Here is an 18437-nt window from a genome sequence, read left to right as displayed (position 1 = left end):
TTATTACTTAAGATTTTACTTTGTTTGAAAAGCGTGATTAAGAAACTATTTCTTTAGTTTAATTTTAGAAAGTACTAAGATTAGCCTTAATACACTTCATTTTAAGAAAAGTTATCAACACGAAAACGTATTCGTAATGTTTCACATATTGTATTTGTAAAGCTTAGTTATATATTGATAAAAAAATATATTATGCGCCATATAGTAAGCCTTTTTCTAATGTTTGGTCTTTTAGTCATTTTTACATCTTTTAAATATAAATCCTATCAATTTAAAGACAAGAGCATTGTAATTACCAATAGCGATAGCCTAAGATTGAAGTTAACACCTTATGGTAAAAGCATGATTCGCGTACAATATGCCTTGCCAAATGAAACATTTTTCTCAGACAATCATTACGAGATGGTTGCATCTCATGATTTTGATGGTGAGTTAAATATGGGTGAAGCTAATAACAACTTCGAAGTTTCAATAGTAGGAGAACCATCTTTAAAGTTGATTATAAATAAAGAAACTTTAAGTCTTGATTATCAATATTTAGGACAAACAATATTAAAACAAGAAGACCGTTTTTTGGCAACAGAGGATAATTTAAACATATCTTTTGTAAGTGATTCCACTGAGCATTTTACTGGTCTTGGACATAGTTATTTTGGAAGAGCAGAAAGTCTAGATCTTAAAGGTAAATTGCATACCAGAAATTATGGAAGTGATGCACATGAACAAGCGCCATTAATAGTGCCTTTTTACATGTCTAGTAAAGGCTATGGTATATTTTTGAATAGCACTTTTGAAAATTATTTCAATTTTGGGAAAGACGACAATTATGAGTTTGGTATTAATACATCTGGCTTTAAGGGACAAATGGATTACTTTTTTATTCTTGGTCCTTCTTTAAAAGAAGTATTGCAAGGGTATGTTTCATTAACAGGAAAACCTAGATTACCACAAAAATCTATATTCGGTCTTCAACTTTCAGATAAAGGGCACGACCATGATTCTGATACACCATCTGATGAACAATGGTGGCGACATAAGATTAAAGCACATAAAGATGCAGGTTTCCCTCTAGATCATGTTGTTAATGATAACAGATGGAGAGCTGGAGGTGGTAAGCGATGTGAATCCTACATAGAATGGGATAAAGATAGGTATCCAAAACCGCAAGATTATCAAAAATGGTTAAAGGAACAAGGTTTGACTATGACCATAGATTATAATAGGTGTATTGGTCAATTTAGCGAAGGCTGGAATCCTGATTTTAATATTCCAGTAACAGATTCAATTAACTTTAAAGAAAGCGCACCAGATTTAACGAATAAAGAATTTAGAACTTGGTTTTGGGATATTTTGTATAAAAAATCTTTAGATCCGACATTAAATTATCCAGGAGATGGTCTTTGGATAGATGAGTTTGATGAAATGGGTAACGCACCAAAAGATATGATACTTGCTAATGGAAAAAGTTCTGCCGAAATGCGAAATTATTGGTTCTTCTTAATAGCTAAAGCATTGGTAGAAGATGGTTGGGATAAACAAATTGGTGAAGAAAAACGACCTTATGTTTGGGTTAGAGGGATGACAGCAGGAGCACAGCGTTATGCCACACTTTGGAGTGGTGATATATTGCCAAATCACCAAGAGATGAAATTACAAATTCGTGGTATGCAATTAGCAGGTTTATCGGGTTTTCCTTTTTGGGGACATGATGCAGGTGGTTTTTATGATTGGGATAAAAATATTGGGCCAGATGAACAATTATATCAACAATGGTCAATGTTTATGGGTGTTTTTTCTCCTATTTGGAAACCTCATGGTATGGGACAATCAAGATGGCCACTAGACAGGTCTAAACAATCGCAAGGCGTAGCAAAAAAGTATAGTGATTTAAGATATGCTTTAATGCCTTGCACTTATTCAAACGCATATTTAGCACATAAGACAGGATTACCAATGGTTAGAGCTATGATTTTAGAGTATAGCGATAATGAAAAAGCGTGGAGTCATGATCTTCAATATTTATGGGGAAAAGATATGCTCATAGCACCAAGTATCTCTAAAGATGATGTGGTTAGCGTATGGTTACCAAAAGGAGGATGGTATAATTTCTGGAATGATGACTTTTATTCTCAAGAAGCCGAACTTTCATTTAAGGTTGAGAATGACGAATATCCAGTATTTGTGAGATCTGGCGCTATTATTCCCATGGTTCAAACTGCGAACAACATGTCTAGCATAAATAATGATGAATTAATTGTGCATGTTTATACTGGAGCAGATGGCGTTTTTACACTGTATGAAGATGATGGCGAAACTGAAAAATATAAAACTAAAAACCTACAACGTCAAACTGTATTTAGATATAACAATACAGATAATAAATTGGTCATAGAGAAGTCAAAAGGCACTTTCGATGGCGCAAATTCGTCAAGAATTTATACTGTAGTAATTCATGGATTAACTAATAAAATGCAAGTTAAAGTTAATGCTGTAATTCCATCTGAAAAGGTAGTTTTTCAACAAAATAAAAAAGTGTTGACAGTAGATTTAGGTGCATGTTCTATTCATGAAAAATTAACAGTTGAATTATATTAGATTTCAGTTTTTATAATATAAAGTATTAAAAACGTGTGTTACAGAGTTTACTTCATATACTATTGTTAGGGCATTTAGTAATAGAAAGAATGAAAAGAAAGATTAATTGAAGTTCTAAATATAACAAGTGCATAGAATTTTATTTTACTCACATATTTAATTATTTTCAGAAACTTAAAATGTGTTCCTGAATCTCCTAAAAAGTCGATTTCATAAAATTTATGCTCTAAACAAGTTTCAACGTAGATTTAATGAAATCGAGTTTTCGAGATTCAAAAACTCCTCTAAAACAATATTAACCTTGTGATTAAACACTTTTTATGCGACGACGTAAGAGGGAAGCATAATGTGTGTGGAATGGCTATTAAACTAACGGTTTAGTTTATCTCAAAATATGATATATAATTAAATAATAGTACTATTTTTATTCTTTAAAATAGTTAATATAATGAGTCGCATTAAAGAGGTACTCGAAGAGAAAAGTATTAAACAGGTTTGTCTAGCTGAAAAGTTAGGTAAAAGCTATAATATGGTTAATTCTTATGTGCAAAATAGAAGACAACCAAGTCTAGAAAACCTATATAAAGTGGCAGAATTATTAAATGTAGACGTTAAAGAACTATTAATATCAAATGTAGATAAAAAATAAAATGGCGAATAACAATATTTTACAATACACAACTAAAGTTTGGGATACAGCAGATTTGCTGATTGGTGCAGGAATAAAACAGAGTGATTTTCCTAAATATATGATGCCTTTTTTCGCCATATTATTGGTAGAAAGTAGATTAATTAGAGAATCCAATAAGCTTTTAGAAGATTATGGAGTTGATTCAATTGCTGAATTAAATAAAGAAGATTTAGAAAGCTTTGTTGAGGAATTCTCTGATAATGGTTTAGGCTATAGTGATTTCATAATTAGAGAAGGAAAAAAGTTATCTGACATATGTGAAAATGATAAAACTTTTGATATTGATTTTCAAAACTATTTGAAATCGTTTGATCAACAAACCAAATCACTTCTTGGTGTTGATAAAGGCAATGAGGAAGAGAAGTTTATGAATATTTCTGGAATTAGTGGTTTACTAAAAAAGAAAAAGATTTTGTTTGAATCTGTTAAGGCTTGGAGTCAAATTAATTTAGTTTCTTTTAATAACTCAGAAATAACAACACTAGAGGAACACATAAAAAGAAAATGGGCTGATATTTCTGCTGAAACTGCAGGAGAACAATATACACCTGATGATGTGATTGCCTTAATTTCTGAAATCATCTTGTCTAAAATTGAAGACAATAAAAAATTCTTAACAATTTACGATCCTACTTGTGGTGGTGGAAATATGCTTTATGGTGTTGAAGATAAAATAAACGAAAAATATAATAGACCAACTTCTACATTCGGAGAAGATTGGAATGACACACTTTATGCTTTAGCTAAAATTGAAAGTAGATTTAGAAATGATTCTAGAATTGAATATGGTAACTCTTTAACAGGTCTTAAATTTAGCGACAAACAGTTTAATGTTATTGTTGCCAATCCACCATATGGAATTCCTTGGAAAGGATATGAAAAGGAGATTAGAACAGATCAAACAGATCGATTTATTGATTTACCTGGAATTGGTGATGGACAAATGTTATTTGCACAACATATTATTTCCCAGTTAGCTGACGAAGGTATTGCTATCGAAGTACATAATGGTTCTTCTTTATTTAGTGGTGATGCTGGAGGTGGAGAAAGTAATATTCGAAAACACTTTTTTGATAATGATTACGTAGAAGCTATTATACAGCTACCAACTGATGAATTTTATAATACAGGAATTTATACGTATCTGTGGATTTTTAATAAAAATAAAGTTCAAGAACGTGTTGATAAAGTCATAATGATTGATGCCAGCAATCATTTTACTCCTATGAAGAAAAGTAAGGGTAAAAAACGAAAAGAAATGTTGGAAGATGACAGAGAGCCTATAGTAAAAACTTTAACTAATTTTAAAAATACTGCATTTGCTCAAGTACACGACAAATGGGATTTCTATTACAATAAACAAGCTATAATGCTTACTAAAATTGATGAAAACGGGAAAACTTACAAAAGGGAATTAGTTGGGAAAGCAAAATCTAAAAAATTAACTCCAACAAAAATAACTCAAGTTGATCACGAAGGAGAATTAATTGAGATTACTAATTTTTTAATTACAGCATTTGATAATACTAAATACAGTAATTTAAAAGAGTACAACGACAATTACATTAAACCGTTATTAAGCAATTTCGATTATAAAGAATGTGATTTAAAAGTTATTACACCACAAGCCACTTATTCTTTTGATGCTGATAAAGAAACTCTTATTGAAGATACAAAAGGAAAGCAAAAGGAATTAGGGTGTGGTAAAATTGTTGTGAAATCAAGCTATAAAAAAGCAACTAAAACTAAAGTGGCCGAAATTGTAATTACTACTGAACTAACACCAGACTATCAAAAAGATTATGAAATAATACCTTATTCTAATGATTTAGCTTTAAATGAATTGTGGATAGAAGAATTTATGACTAAATATATTACAAAACCATTTAGATATTTAGATAGGAATGTAGGAGTAGAGATGAATTTTAACAAACTTTTTTATAAACCAGAAAAATTACGAGATGTTTCCAAAATTATCATTGATTTAGATAATTTAGAAAAAGAGTTGAAAATTTCAGAAAAAGAGTTATCGATATGAGTATAGTGAAAAAAGAAAACCATATTGATTTTTCTGACAACGATTGGAAATCTTTAAGAATTAAAGATTTAATTACTAAAATTGGAAGTGGAGTTACGCCAAAAGGAGGAGGTGAAGTATATGTTGATAATGGAGTTACTTTTATAAGAAGTCAAAATGTATATAATGATGGATTAAGATTAGATAAAGTTTCATTTATTACAGATGAAGTGAATAATCGCATGAAAAATTCACAATTAAAACCATTCGACATTCTTATAAATATTACTGGAGCTTCTATTGGAAGAACTTGTGTTTTTCCCATTTCTGTCGGGAAAGCTAATATTAATCAGCATATCATTTATTTAAGAATAAAAAAACGAAAAGTCGATTTTCTGTCATATTATCTCAAATCTCAATTTGTTAAGGATTATATAATGTCTGTTCAAGCAGGTTCATCAAAAGAGGCTCTCAATATGGGGCAGACTTTAAATATTCCTGTATCAATACCTAACCCAGAAATGCAAACCAAAATAGCCAGTTACCTTGAAGTTAAGACTGAGGCTATAGATGAAAAAGTAGCATTGCTAGAAAATAAAATTGATAAATATAAAGACTTCCGAAAATCATTAATTAACCAAACCATTACTAAAGGATTAATAACTACTGTAAAACTTAAAGACAGTAAAATTGATTGGATTGGTGAAATTCCAGAGCATTGGAAAGTAAAAAGAATGAAAGATATAGGCTTTTTATATAGTGGATTATCTGGTAAGAGTGCTAAAGATTTTAATCAAGATGATAAAGAAGACAATAAGAGTTTTTTAACTTTTACAAATATTGCAGGTAACACATATATAAACACTAATGATTTTGGAAAGGTCATTATTAAAGAAAACGAGAAACAAAATAAAATAAAGCAAAATGATTTATTTTTTTTGATGAGTTCAGAAGGTTATGAAGATGTTGGTAAAGCTTCTTTATTAGTTGATAATGTTTCAGATACTTATTTAAATAGTTTCTGTAAAGGTTTTAGATTAACCACAAAAAATGTGGTTCCAAAATTTTTAAATTGGATGCTTTATGCACCAATATTTAGAGAAAGGCTTTTAATACAAGGTAAAGGGTTTACAAGAATTAATTTAAAAATGGAGAAAATAAATGATTTCAATTTAATCATCCCATCAACAACCAAAGAACAAATAGAAATTGCCAACTTTTTAGATTTAAAAACGACCTCTATAGATAATATCATTACCAATATTAAAAAACAAATTAATTTACTGAAAGAACTCAGAAAGACATTAATTAATGACGTAGTAAACGGAAAGCTTAAAGTAATAGAAGAATGAAAGAATTAGACTTACAAGAAAAATATCTTATCCATTTCTTTACTGAAAGGGCAGACGGATTACAATACAAAGAAGTAAAAGCAAATACGGTTTCCACAAAGTTTTTTATTGTTGAGGATTTAAAGAATTTTATTAGTGAAACCTCACTAAATAAAGAGAGTTACAAAAAACTGCTTAGAACCAAATTCAATGGTGATGAAAAGGCATTGATGGATAAATTTATGGATTTCTTAAATGAAAAGATAAAGTCATCCATGAATATGGCTATTTTCATTAATAGTAATCACTCTGTAACGTTTGAAGGTTATAAATTGTACTTATTTTATCCAAGTGGCGCAGTGAGCTCAGAAGATAAGCACTTTGAAGAGAACATATTTTCAGTTGTTCAAGAATTACCATACACCTATAAACACGAAGGAATAAAACAATTTGCTTTTCGACCAGATCTAACCTTTTTCTTAAATGGTATTTTCCTTGGTTATAGTGAATTAAAATCTAACTGGAATAATCAGAATGCAAAGAAACACGGAGTTAAAAAAGTTGCTAAAGATTATCATAAAGCAGTTTCTTCTTATTTGACTTTAGCAGATGGTAATGATGTAACTCAAACTATCAAAAAGGATTTTCTAAAAATATTTGAAAAGGCTATTCACATTACTTCTACTGATGTCAATGAAACCTATATAATTAGAAATATTTCTAATCATTTTGATAATGTTAAAAAGTTTGGAGATTATGATTACGACAAGTATCATAATGCTATTTCAAAAGATTTTAAAGAGTATCCGTTATTAAACCCAAAAGCTTCACGTCAAGAACGATTTGAAGAGGTTTTTAGAGCCTTGTTTAGTAAAAAAATGATAGAGAAGGAAATTCTTTACTACAATTTTATTGAACGTGAGTTAGTCATAAAAGAAGGTAAAAAGGATAAAGAATATAAGCACAATGATGGACGCTTAATTAGTCCTAGACCTAAACAAAAATTTGGTGCAGACAAAATAATGTCTAAAATAGATGAATTCTTAGAGCACGAAAATGAGCCTGATTATTTCATTAACAAACTTAAAATAGACCTTAAAGAAAGAGGTTTAGGAGAGGCTCAAATAAATGAATTAGTTGAAAATAGAAATAAGTACCAAAATAATAAAAACGTTTATTCTTTATTGCTTCAATATGCTGCTGGGTTTGGAAAAAGTAATATAATTGGTTGGTCTGCATTACAATTAAAAGATCTTAGAAAAGATAAAGAATTTATTTTTGATAAAATAATGTTGGTTGTTGATAGAGTTCAACTTAGAGATCAGCTTGACACTTTAATGCACAATATGAACATCAATAAAAAGATGTTTATTGAAGCTAATAGTAAAAAAACATTTTTAGAGGCTTTACATTCTAATGTAAAAATAGTTGTGGTCAATCTTCAAAAGTTTGGCACAATCAAAGAGGTGTTAGATGAAGAGGCTATAAATAGGCTAAATTCATTACGTGTAGCCTTTTTAATTGATGAAATTCATCGTTCAAATAGTGGTTCTACGAATGAAGAAATGATTAGTTTATTTGATGAACTTCAAAGTAGTTTTGATAATAGTAAAGAGTACAAAACTAGTCATACCAAAAAAAACCTCATAATTGGTTTTACAGCTACACCAAGCAAACATACATTATCAAGATTCGGTGAATTTAATAATTATGCCGAAGCAGAAAAAATGTGGGCTCCTTTTGATAGCTATACAATGAAGGAGGCTATTGATGATGGTTATATTTTAAACCCCATTAAAGGCATTGTTCCAGTTTCTTCTAAAATGTATTTTGAATTACAGGATAATGATTTAGAAGGATTTGAAGGCGATACTGGTTATGAAACAATACCAGATGGAACTGAAGAAGGTATTGACGAATACGGAAAGAAATATAGAATTAGAAAACAAAAAATATATGCTAACGAAGATAGAATAAAAGCTATCTCAAAATTTGTAGTTGACAGATTGGTTAGTACAATTTATCCAAATATTTGGGGACAAGCAAAGGCAATGTTAGCTGTGTCATCAATTAAATCAGCTATAAAATATCATAAATATGTATCAGAATTTTATAGAGAAGTAGTTCCAAACTCTAAATATGATAAATTTAAAGATGCACCAATTTATATTGTTTATAGTTCTGATAGTCAAGATAATCCAAGTTCTTCTTCTTTAAATGGAGGTTTGTCAGAAAAGAAGGTTCTACAAAATTTTGCAAATAAAAAGAATGGAATAATTATCGTCATTGAAAAACTGCAAACTGGTTTTGATGAACCAAAATTACATACATTATTCTTAGACAAGGAAATTAGAGGTATAAATGCTATACAAACAATTTCAAGAGTAAACAGAACTACAAAACATAAGAACGATTGCAAAATTGTAGATTTCTCACATAAGAATGTAAACGTAAATAATATAAAAGAAGCATTTGAGCATTTCAGCAATGTTGTTGTGTCAGATTTTGATCCTCTTGGAGATGAAAAAGTTTTAAAGACACATTTCATAGACCTAAATGATCATAGTCTTTTTAAAGACCATTATGCCAAGTTTCTGTCTTATGTTACTGATGAAAGCGAAGACAAAGGAATTACTATAATTGAGAATGTTACAGAAGGGTTTAGTAAATACATTAAAACGAATGTAGAAACTGCGAAAACACTTAAAAAGAAAATCAATAAGTATTTTCAAATTCTAAATCTGATAGAATTTGTTATTGATTTAGAGGATAAATATAAGGATGAACATTTTTTAGATTTTTGGAGAAGGTTCAATAAAATATATAACAACATTAATAAATCAGAAGATATTATTGATGATGTTGAAGTTTATTTTGACAATAAAATTGGAATTGTTGCTCCGCAAGATTACAAAACTCAAGAGCAAAAATCTAAAACAGCTAATGAGGGTGAACCAACATATGGAGAAGGAGGAAAGCAATACAAGTTTCATATTCTTGCAGTAATTGAGAAAAGAAACCAAGAAGAAGAAGAAATAGAATTACTAATTGAAGATTTTGAGAAAAAAGTCATCAAATTATTCGAATTTATTAAGACTGATGATAAGGGAAATCGCCTTGTTGCTAAGATATTGGATGACGGTTCAGCTTTTGATTCTGATGAAATATATGGAGATTTTAAAGTTATACTAAAAAAGTTTTTGATTCGCAAGAGAAAGGAATTAGGAACATTTTTCCCAAAAGAAGCAAAAGATAATATAAATCAATTATGTGATGATTTTGAAAAATATTTAAAGGAAGAACATTTAATTATTATGCCCCAAAGTGATTCTTTATGCGATAAGAGCGTTCAAGAAATAATTAAAAAAGGAGAAACTAAAGAAATAGAATTCAAGTCATCATTGCGTTATTGTTTAAGAGAAAAAAAGCCAATGCCACATATTGAACATTCTGCATTTAAAAATATTGCAGCATTTTTGAATACGAATGGAGGTGTTCTTTTAATAGGAGTAGAAGATGATTTAAACGTAATTGGAATTGACACAACTGATTATCCAACATTTAGCGATAGTGATAAAAAGGATGCATTTTTAAAACATTTTGATAATTTACTCGCTAAATATTTAGGAAATGATTTTAACAGCATTGTGGATATTAAGATTGAAAGTATAGATGGTAGAAAAATTGCTAAAATCTGTGTAAAAGGAAAAGCTCTAGAACCTGTATTTTTAAATCAAAAAGGGAAACCTGACGAATTCTACATTAGGAGAAGTGCAAGTGCTATAGCTTTGACTTCTAAAGAAATGCTTAGTTATACTAGATCACATTGGACATAGTATCTTTTAAGTTGTTTAATATTATGTAAAATAGAATCTCGATGTTAAACTTGGCCTCATAAAATTTTGGTAAAACAATAAGGTGAAGTGAGCGTGTATATTTTAGGGGTTTAAGTAATACAGTTTATTAATAGTTTCAATTATACAGGGGATTTCAAAGCAATGTTAATAGTTACAATGTTTCCTAAAATATAGCGATTGATCCGTAATTGTTTCCAAAAGTTTATGCAGCCTTGATTTTTTTGTTTAGCTCACGCGTTTATATTTTATTGGAGTTCGTGAATCTCCTTAAGTCGATTTCTATTTTTTATCAAGAAAAAAAGATAAGAATGTTTTAAAAAAGGATTAATTGAAATTCTACATATAACAAGTGCATAGAATTTTATTTTTACTCACATATTTAATTATTTGCACAAATTTCAAATGTGTTCGTGAATCTCCTAAAAAGTCGATTTCATAAAATTTATGCTCTTGTGGCAATCCACGAGAATCTCGTAAAACAAGTTTCAACGTAGATTAAATCAAATACACGATTTATGAACCAGATAAAAAAGCGCTTTGTAGTCGTTTAAATAATCGTATTTAAGAAGCCACAATTAACTTGTACATAATCACTAACGATATAAAACACTAAGGTGTTATTACATCTGCGATTATGTCAAATAGCGCTGAAATGCGCTATTAGGTTAATTGTTGTAATTTGTTCTATAATTAATATTATGTAAAATAGAAAATTAAGAATGCTCTCGCACTCTTTTAGTTTATCTTACTAATCTGCCACCAGTATTACCCGATAGTAAATGATTTACATCTTCGACAGTTGCATAATTTATATCACCAGGAAAAGTATGCTTTAATGCACATGCTGCACTTGCGAATTCCATGGCTTTATAATCATCGTAGTTTAAAAGTCCGTATATAATTCCAGCTGCAAATGCATCGCCGGTTCCAATACGATCTACAATGTGTGTAATTTCAATAGCTTCGGTTTCTTTAAATTCTATACCATTCCACATTCTGGCTTTAATTTTCTGCCAAGATGCATTTATAGCAATTCTAATCTTATCAAAAACCTTTTCGACATTCGGATACTTTTCAATCAACGCTTTACTCGCAGAAACAAAATCCTCATTATCATAGCCATATTCTGTACCTAGTATTTCATTAATCTCATTTATCCCACCAATAAAAATAGTGACATATTGCATTAAATCACGAATGGCATCTTTAGGATCTACACCATATTTCCATAAACCACTACGGTATGTTGGATCTGAAGAAATGGTAATTCCTTTTTCTTGAGCTGCTTTTAAACCTTCTCTTAAAGTATCGTAAGCACCTCTGGATAATCCTGGTGTAATTCCTGTCCAATGAAACCAATTTCCTTTAGCTAGCGCCTTATCCCAATTTACCATATCTGGGGTCACCCCAGAAAAAGCAGAATTAGAACGATTATACGATATGGTACTTGGTCGCATTACAGCACCAACTTCTAAAAAATACATTCCTAAAGGTCTGTTTGTTCTGTATATATCTCGAGTATCTACATTGTATTGTCTTAAATAACCAATGCATGTATTCCCTATAAAGTCATCGGAAATACAAGAAATATGTTTTACTTTATTTCCAAAATTAGCCAAAGAAATAGATACATTAATCTCGGTACCACCAAAATAATACTCTAATAAATTGGTTTGTTTCATCTTCTTATTTCCTAGCGGAGACAGCCTCATAAGTACTTCGCCAAAGGTTACAATTCTATTCATGTTTTTAGTTTGTTTTGTTTAAGTATCTAAATATATAATTTTGTTTATACACTTTGTAAGAATAGATTGATTAATACGTTAAACTCATCTTAAAACAGTCAATAAAAAATGAATGTTTATTCTTTTATTATACATTTGTACTCTAAATTAAAAATCATGACGGTTTTAAAAAAGAGTGAAATCAAACGCGCAGCACTTGTAAATGCCACCATTAATTTGGTAAATAATCAAGGCTTTCACGCAGCTCCTATGGCTAAAATTGCCAAAATGGCTAACGTGTCTCCTGCAACGATTTACTTGTATTTTGAAAACAAACAAGATTTAATTAATCAAGTCTATAAAGAAGTAAAAGCAGAATTTATGCAGTATGCTTTTGAAACCTTTTCAGAAGACTTGGCTGTAGAAGCTGGATTTGAAATGGTTTGGAGACGTATGGCAGCATATAAATTAAAAGATATTGAAAAAGGTTTTTTCTTATCGCAATGTGAAAACACACCTATGATTGATATGGATAGTAGACAGGAAGGTGTTCAAAACTTGAAGCCCCTACTCGACCTCTGGAATCAAGGGATAGTACAAGGTATTATTAGACCCATATCACATCATTTACTATATGCGTATAGTATTTACCCATTAGCATTCTTACTTAATGCCCATAAACGTGGGGATTTTAAAATTACAAAACAACATTTAAACGATGCCTACCAAGCGGCTTGGGCAAGTATTAAAAAATAAAAACTTAAACATTACAAATATATACTTATGGAATTATTAGATAAATTAAATTGGAGATACGCAACCAAAGCTATGAATGGAAAGGTCGTAGAACAAGATAAAATAGATCGTATTTTAGAAGCAGCACGTTTAGCACCGACGTCTAGCGGATTGCAACCTTTCGAAATTATTGTAGTGACTAATCCAGAACTTAAAGAACAAATTAAACCTGTAGCTTGGAACCAATCTGTGGTTACCGACTGCTCACATTTATTAGTTTTTGCGGCTTGGGATACTTATACTGCAGATCGTATTAATAAGGTATTCGATTTAACAAATAGCATTCGTGGTTATGAGAATGAAGGTTTTGAAGCTTATAGACAAATGTTATTAAGCACATACCCTCAAAAAGATGCTGAAGAGAATTTTACACATGCAGCGAAACAAGCATACATTGCTTTTGGATTAGCAATTGCTGCAGCGGCTTACGAAGGTGTAGATGCTACCCCAATGGAAGGTTTCGATCCTGAAGCTGTAGATAAAATTTTAGGATTACGTGAAAAAGGATTGAGAAGCGCCATTTTATTACCTTTAGGTTATAGAGACGAATCTAGCGATTGGTTAGCAAATCAAGTAAAAGTTAGAAAAAGTACAGAAGATTTAATAACAGTTTTAGACTAAATTTTTAGATTATGAACCAGACAATTTTATTAAAAAGCAGACCTCAAGGCACACCTCAATTATCAAACTTTGAATTTCAAAAAGACGATAAAAGTTTAAGTATTTCAGAAGGTCAAATAATATTAGAAACTAAATACATTTCTGTAGATCCGTATCTAAGAGGTCGCATGAGCGATGCAAAATCGTATGTGCCACCATTTAATTTAAACGAGCCGGTTTCTTCTGGTGTTGTAGCGGAAGTTATAGCTTCTAAAAACGACAACTTTAAGGAAGGTGACTTTGTTTCCGGTTTATTAGCTTGGAAAACACAACAAGTGTCTAACGGAGAAGGTTTAACAAAAGTGAATAAAGACCTTGCTCCTCTAAGTGCCTATTTAGGTGTTTTAGGAATGACAGGTTTAACTGCATTTTTAGGTTTACAAGAAATAGGAAAACCCAAAGCTGGTGAAACTTTATTAGTTTCTGGAGCTGCTGGAGCTGTTGGTAGCGTTGTGGGACAAATTGGAAAAATATTAGGTCTTCGTGTGGTTGGTATTGCTGGTACAGATGAGAAAGTTGACTTATTAAAACGTGATTTTGGTTTCGATGATGTTATAAATTATAACACGACTACCGATATGACACAAGCCATAAAAACAGCTTGTCCAGATGGTGTAGATGTGTATTTCGACAATGTGGGTGGACCGATTTCAGATAGTGCATTATTCAGTATAAATCGTTTTGCACGTCTTATTATTTGTGGAGCCATTTCGGTATATAACAAAACTGAAATGCCAACAGGTTTAAGTGTTCAACCATTTTTAGTAAAAAACAGTGCGTTAATGCAAGGTTTTATCGTGTCTAATTATGCTGAAAAATTCCCTGAAGCCATGAAACAATTATCAGAATGGTTATCTAAAGGACAATTAAAATATACAGAAACCATAGTTGAAGGTTTCGAAAATACACCACAAGCTTTTATCGATTTATTTAGCGGAAAGAATAAAGGTAAAATGATTGTTAAAATATAATACGTATATATCGTGTTCTTAGTTTTGATTACTAAATTTGGCATACTGTTTTAACTGTGATTTAATACTAAAAGTATGAATACAGTAATCAAATTCAGTTTAACAAAAAAAAAATATAAAGCTAAATAAAGTATAAAAAATGAAAAACTTAAAAGAACAAACTGACGCTAAAATAGCAGAAGGACGATTAAAAAACCCTGAGTTTATGAAGGGTGTAGATGCTGCAATTGCAGAAGCTAAGTCATTTGAACAAGGTGGTAACGCCATTAGAGTTGGGGAAAAAGCACCAAGTTTTAAGTTGCCAAACGCTAGAGGTAAAAATGTTTCCTTAGACAATTTACTAGAAAACGGTCCTGTAGTGATTACATTTTATCGTGGTGATTGGTGTCCGTATTGCAACTTACAGATTAGAGCGTTACAGGAGATTTTAAGCGAAATTAAAGAGTTAGGCGCAAACTTAGTAGCTATTAGTCCGCAAGTACCCGATGTTAGTTTAAGTGACGATGAAATTACAGCTATGGATTTTGGTGTATTGTCTGATCAGGATGCAAAAGTTGCTTTTCAATATGGAGTAGCTTGGGGAATTCCAGAGTTTTTAGAAGATCATATGCGTGAAGATCGCGGATTAGATTTGGAAAAAATTAATAATGGTAATGCCATTATGTTACCTATACCAGCAACCTTTGTATTAGGACGTGATGGTGTAGTAAAATGGCGTTTTGTAGATGTAGACTATAGAACACGTGCTGAACCAAGCGATATTATTGAAGCTTTAAAGAAGTTATTTTAAACTATTAGTTGGGTCGATATATTAAGCGACAAGGATTAGAGTTAAAAAGAATAAGTAGGATTAAATATATAAAACTAAGGATCATGAACAATTTTGAATTTAAGAATCCAACAAAAATTATTTTCGGAAAAGATACGATTGCTAAAGTATCCGAGGAAATTCCATCAGATGCTAAAGTGTTAGTGCTTTATGGTGGTGGAAGTATTAAAAAGAACGGTATTTACGATCAAGTAAAAACAGCCTTAAAAGATATTGAACATGTTGAATTTAGTGGTATTCCTGCCAACCCAGAATATTCGGTATTATTGGATGCGCTTCAAGTTATAAAAGAAAAAGAGATTACTTATTTATTAGCTGTTGGTGGTGGTTCTGTTATTGATGGCACTAAATTCTTGTCGGCTGCTGCTCTATTCGAAGGTGACACGCCTTGGGATATTCTAGCCAACGCAAAACCGACATTAAAAGCGATGCCCTTTGGAGTTGTATTGACTATGCCTGCAACAGGTTCGGAAATGAATTCTGGAGCAGTAATCACCAATAAAGAAACGAAAGAGAAATTAGGAATGGGCGGTGCAGGATTGTTTCCACAGTTTTCCATTCTAGATCCTCAAGTCATAACATCCATTCCAAAACGTCAGTTGGTTAATGGAATTACAGATGCCTTTACTCATGTTTTAGAGCAATATATGACCTACCCTGCTGGTGCATTGCTTCAAGATCGTTTTGCTGAAAGTATCATGCAAACGCTTTTAGAAGTCGCTCCGAAAATATTGAAAGACCCAACAGATTATGAAGCAGCTTCTAATTATATGTGGAGTTGTACCATGGCGTTAAACGGATTGATTCAAAAAGGAGTGCCTACAGATTGGGCCATCCATGCCATCGGACATGAGTTGACTGCACTTTATGGTATTGATCACGCTAGAACTTTAGCGATTATAGCACCAAGTCATTACCAATATAATTTCGAAACTAAAAAGGAAAAATTAGCGCAATATGCAGAACGTATTTGGAATATTACTGAAGGTTCTTTAGAAGATAAAGCTTACGCAGCCATTGAAAAAACGGAGAGTTTCTTTAACCAAATGGGCATAGATACTAAATTATCTAAATACACAGATGCCTATGAAGGAACTGCAGAAATTATTTCCAAACGATTTACAGATCGTGGTTGGTTAGGTTTGGGAGAGCATAAAAGCTTAAAACCAGCAGATGCCGAAAACATAGTAAGAATGGCTTACTAATTTGTTTTTAAACTTTAATTATTAACTTAAAAATCAAGAATTATGAAAATATTATTTGTTTTAACATCACATGATGAATTAGGAAATACAGGTAAAAAAACAGGATTTTGGATAGAAGAATTCGCAAGTCCTTACTATGCTTTATTAGATAATGGTGCAGATATAACGATTGCAACACCTAAAGGAGGAAAAGCTCCAATAGACCCTAGTAGTGATACTGAAGAGACAGCAACGGCAGCAACAAAACGTTTTGAAACGGATGCTGTTACTAAAGATAAAATTGAACATACAGTAAAATTATCCACTATAAAAGCTAGTGATTATGAAGCTGTATTTTATCCAGGAGGACATGGACCACTTTGGGATTTAGCAAACGACGAAACATCAATTAAATTAATTGAAGATTTTAACGCTGCTAAAAAACCAATCGGATTTGTATGTCATGCACCTGCTGCTTTAAAAAGTGTAAAGAATGCAGACGGAACACCTCTAGTAAAAGGAAAAAATGTAACAGGATTCTCAAATTCTGAAGAAGCTGCCGTACAATTAACAGATGTGGTTCCTTTTTTAGTTGAAGATATGCTAAAAGAAAACGGTGGAACATACTCTAAAGGAGACGATTGGGGCGTACATGTGGTAACAGATAGTAATTTAATTACAGGTCAAAATCCAGCTTCGTCTGAATTGGTTGCTGAAACACTTTTAAAAGTGATAAAACCTTTAATAAACGGATAATTTATATTTTCCTATATACACAATTAAAAAGCCTTTATTCTATTACAGAATGAAGGCTTTTGTTTTTATACTAGAACATGAAAGGTTATCGAGCAGAGTCGAGATATGGCTTAAAAAGCTTTCGACTCCGCTGAAGCACCCTATACATTTATATTTGTGTTGTTAATTAACATAGTTTATAAATCTTGATTCTTTTATCTAAAAGCGTAGCGGTCTCACATCTAATATCTAGTTGTCTTATACTTTATACTTGAATATGAAGGTTATCGAGCGGAGTCGAGATATGTTTAAAAAGCTTTCGACTCCGCTGAAGCACCCTATACATTTATATTTGTGTTGTTAATTAACATAGTTTATAAATCTTGATTCTTTTATCTAACAGCGCAGCGGTCTCACGTCTAATATCTAGTTGTTTTATACTTTATACTTGAATATGAAGGTTATCGAGCGGAGTCGAGATATGCTAAAAAAGCTTTCGACTCCGCTGAAGCACCCTATACATTTATATTTGTGTTGTTAATTAACATAGTTTATAAATCTTGATTCTAAAAGCGTAGCGGTCTCACATCTAATATCTAGTTATTTTATGCTTTATACTAGAACATGAAAGGTTATCGAGCGGAGTCGAGATATGTTTAAAAAGCTTTCGACTCCGCTCAAGCAACCTATACATTTATATCTGCATTGTTAATCAACATAATTTATAAATCTTGATTCTTTTATCTAAAAGCGTAGCGGTCTCTAATCTAAAATCTAGTTGTCTTATACTTTATACTTGAATATGAAGGTTATCGAGCGGAGTCGAGATATGGCTTAAAAAGCTTTCGACTCCGCTCAAGCACCCTATACATTTATATCTGCGTGTTAATTCACCACAATCAAAAATCTTGATTCTTGATTCTAAAAGCGCAGCGGTCTCATATCTAATATCTAGTTGTTTTATGCTTTATATTTGAACATGAAAGGCTATCGAGCGGAGTCGAGATATGACTAAAAAAACTTTCGACTCCGCTCAAGCACCCTATAC

General features: G+C 31.3%; 12 protein-coding genes. 11 read left to right on the top strand and 1 reads right to left on the bottom strand.

The window, feature by feature from the left end; all coding sequences use genetic code 11:
- Positions 1-192: 192 nt before the first annotated feature.
- The 5 genes from R6X41_RS07825 to R6X41_RS07805 all read left to right on the top strand — a co-directional run bounded on the left by R6X41_RS07825 (position 193) and on the right by R6X41_RS07805 (position 10470).
- The gene (locus R6X41_RS07825; RefSeq protein WP_318499032.1) at positions 193-2595 is read left to right on the top strand and encodes a glycoside hydrolase family 31 protein; all 2403 of its coding nucleotides are present in this window, start codon (positions 193-195) and stop codon (positions 2593-2595) included.
- Between the two features lie 448 nt (positions 2596-3043).
- Positions 3044-3244 carry a helix-turn-helix domain-containing protein gene (locus R6X41_RS07820; RefSeq protein WP_318499030.1) on the top strand — a complete coding sequence of 67 codons (201 nt, stop codon included), beginning with the start codon at positions 3044-3046 and terminating at the stop codon, positions 3242-3244.
- 1 nt (position 3245) lies between these two features.
- Positions 3246-5324, top strand: a complete 2079-nt coding sequence (locus R6X41_RS07815) for an HsdM family class I SAM-dependent methyltransferase (protein WP_318499028.1) — start codon at positions 3246-3248, stop codon at positions 5322-5324.
- On the top strand, positions 5321-6655 hold the full coding sequence (locus R6X41_RS07810; RefSeq protein WP_318499026.1) for a restriction endonuclease subunit S: 1335 nt from the start codon (positions 5321-5323) through the stop codon (positions 6653-6655). Before R6X41_RS07815 ends, R6X41_RS07810 begins: the two co-directional genes overlap by 4 nt.
- Positions 6652-10470, top strand: a complete 3819-nt coding sequence (locus R6X41_RS07805; RefSeq protein ID WP_318499024.1) for a DEAD/DEAH box helicase family protein — start codon at positions 6652-6654, stop codon at positions 10468-10470. The genes R6X41_RS07810 and R6X41_RS07805 overlap by 4 nt, the downstream gene beginning before the upstream one ends.
- 761 nt (positions 10471-11231) lie before the next feature.
- Here R6X41_RS07805 and R6X41_RS07800 read toward each other — a convergent pair.
- Entirely contained in the window at positions 11232-12236 is a 1005-nt protein-coding gene (locus tag R6X41_RS07800) for a sugar kinase (RefSeq protein WP_318499022.1), read from the bottom strand.
- 156 nt (positions 12237-12392) lie between these two features.
- On the opposite strand from R6X41_RS07800, the gene R6X41_RS07795 reads away from it, so the two are divergent.
- From R6X41_RS07795 to R6X41_RS07770, 6 genes are all read left to right on the top strand, one after another.
- Complete coding sequence (locus R6X41_RS07795) at positions 12393-12971, top strand: TetR/AcrR family transcriptional regulator (protein ID WP_318499021.1); 579 nt, start codon at positions 12393-12395, stop codon at positions 12969-12971.
- Positions 12972-12998: 27 nt separating this feature from the next.
- Entirely contained in the window at positions 12999-13631 is a 633-nt protein-coding gene (locus R6X41_RS07790; protein ID WP_318499019.1) for an NAD(P)H-dependent oxidoreductase, read from the top strand.
- A gap of 11 nt (positions 13632-13642) precedes the next feature.
- Positions 13643-14641, top strand: a complete 999-nt coding sequence (locus R6X41_RS07785; RefSeq protein WP_318499017.1) for an NADP-dependent oxidoreductase — start codon at positions 13643-13645, stop codon at positions 14639-14641.
- A 139-nt stretch (positions 14642-14780) separates the two neighbouring features.
- Positions 14781-15431 carry a peroxiredoxin-like family protein gene (locus R6X41_RS07780; RefSeq protein ID WP_318499015.1) on the top strand — a complete coding sequence of 217 codons (651 nt, stop codon included), beginning with the start codon at positions 14781-14783 and terminating at the stop codon, positions 15429-15431.
- Positions 15432-15514: 83 nt separating this feature from the next.
- Positions 15515-16675: an iron-containing alcohol dehydrogenase gene (locus tag R6X41_RS07775; protein WP_318499014.1), complete on the top strand. Its 1161-nt coding sequence runs from the start codon at positions 15515-15517 to the stop codon at positions 16673-16675.
- A gap of 42 nt (positions 16676-16717) precedes the next feature.
- Positions 16718-17410 (top strand): type 1 glutamine amidotransferase domain-containing protein, encoded by a 693-nt coding sequence (locus R6X41_RS07770; protein WP_318499013.1) that lies wholly within the window; start codon positions 16718-16720, stop codon positions 17408-17410.
- Positions 17411-18437: the final 1027 nt, after the last annotated feature.

It is taken from the genome of Formosa sejongensis, from assembly GCF_033447105.1.
Taxonomy (GTDB): domain Bacteria; phylum Bacteroidota; class Bacteroidia; order Flavobacteriales; family Flavobacteriaceae; genus Formosa.
This window is presented reverse-complemented; position numbering and strand designations above follow the sequence as displayed.

Coding starts and splice junctions, on each gene's coding strand:
- R6X41_RS07825 (WP_318499032.1), top strand. CDS start 193: ATGCGCCATATAGTAAGCCTTTTTCTAATGTTTGGTCTTTTAGTCATT.
- R6X41_RS07770 (WP_318499013.1), top strand. CDS start 16,718: ATGAAAATATTATTTGTTTTAACATCACATGATGAATTAGGAAATACA.
- R6X41_RS07815 (WP_318499028.1), top strand. CDS start 3,246: ATGGCGAATAACAATATTTTACAATACACAACTAAAGTTTGGGATACA.
- R6X41_RS07795 (WP_318499021.1), top strand. CDS start 12,393: ATGACGGTTTTAAAAAAGAGTGAAATCAAACGCGCAGCACTTGTAAAT.
- R6X41_RS07810 (WP_318499026.1), top strand. CDS start 5,321: ATGAGTATAGTGAAAAAAGAAAACCATATTGATTTTTCTGACAACGAT.
- R6X41_RS07780 (WP_318499015.1), top strand. CDS start 14,781: ATGAAAAACTTAAAAGAACAAACTGACGCTAAAATAGCAGAAGGACGA.
- R6X41_RS07775 (WP_318499014.1), top strand. CDS start 15,515: ATGAACAATTTTGAATTTAAGAATCCAACAAAAATTATTTTCGGAAAA.
- R6X41_RS07820 (WP_318499030.1), top strand. CDS start 3,044: ATGAGTCGCATTAAAGAGGTACTCGAAGAGAAAAGTATTAAACAGGTT.
- R6X41_RS07790 (WP_318499019.1), top strand. CDS start 12,999: ATGGAATTATTAGATAAATTAAATTGGAGATACGCAACCAAAGCTATG.
- R6X41_RS07785 (WP_318499017.1), top strand. CDS start 13,643: ATGAACCAGACAATTTTATTAAAAAGCAGACCTCAAGGCACACCTCAA.
- R6X41_RS07800 (WP_318499022.1), bottom strand. CDS start 12,236: ATGAATAGAATTGTAACCTTTGGCGAAGTACTTATGAGGCTGTCTCCG.
- R6X41_RS07805 (WP_318499024.1), top strand. CDS start 6,652: ATGAAAGAATTAGACTTACAAGAAAAATATCTTATCCATTTCTTTACT.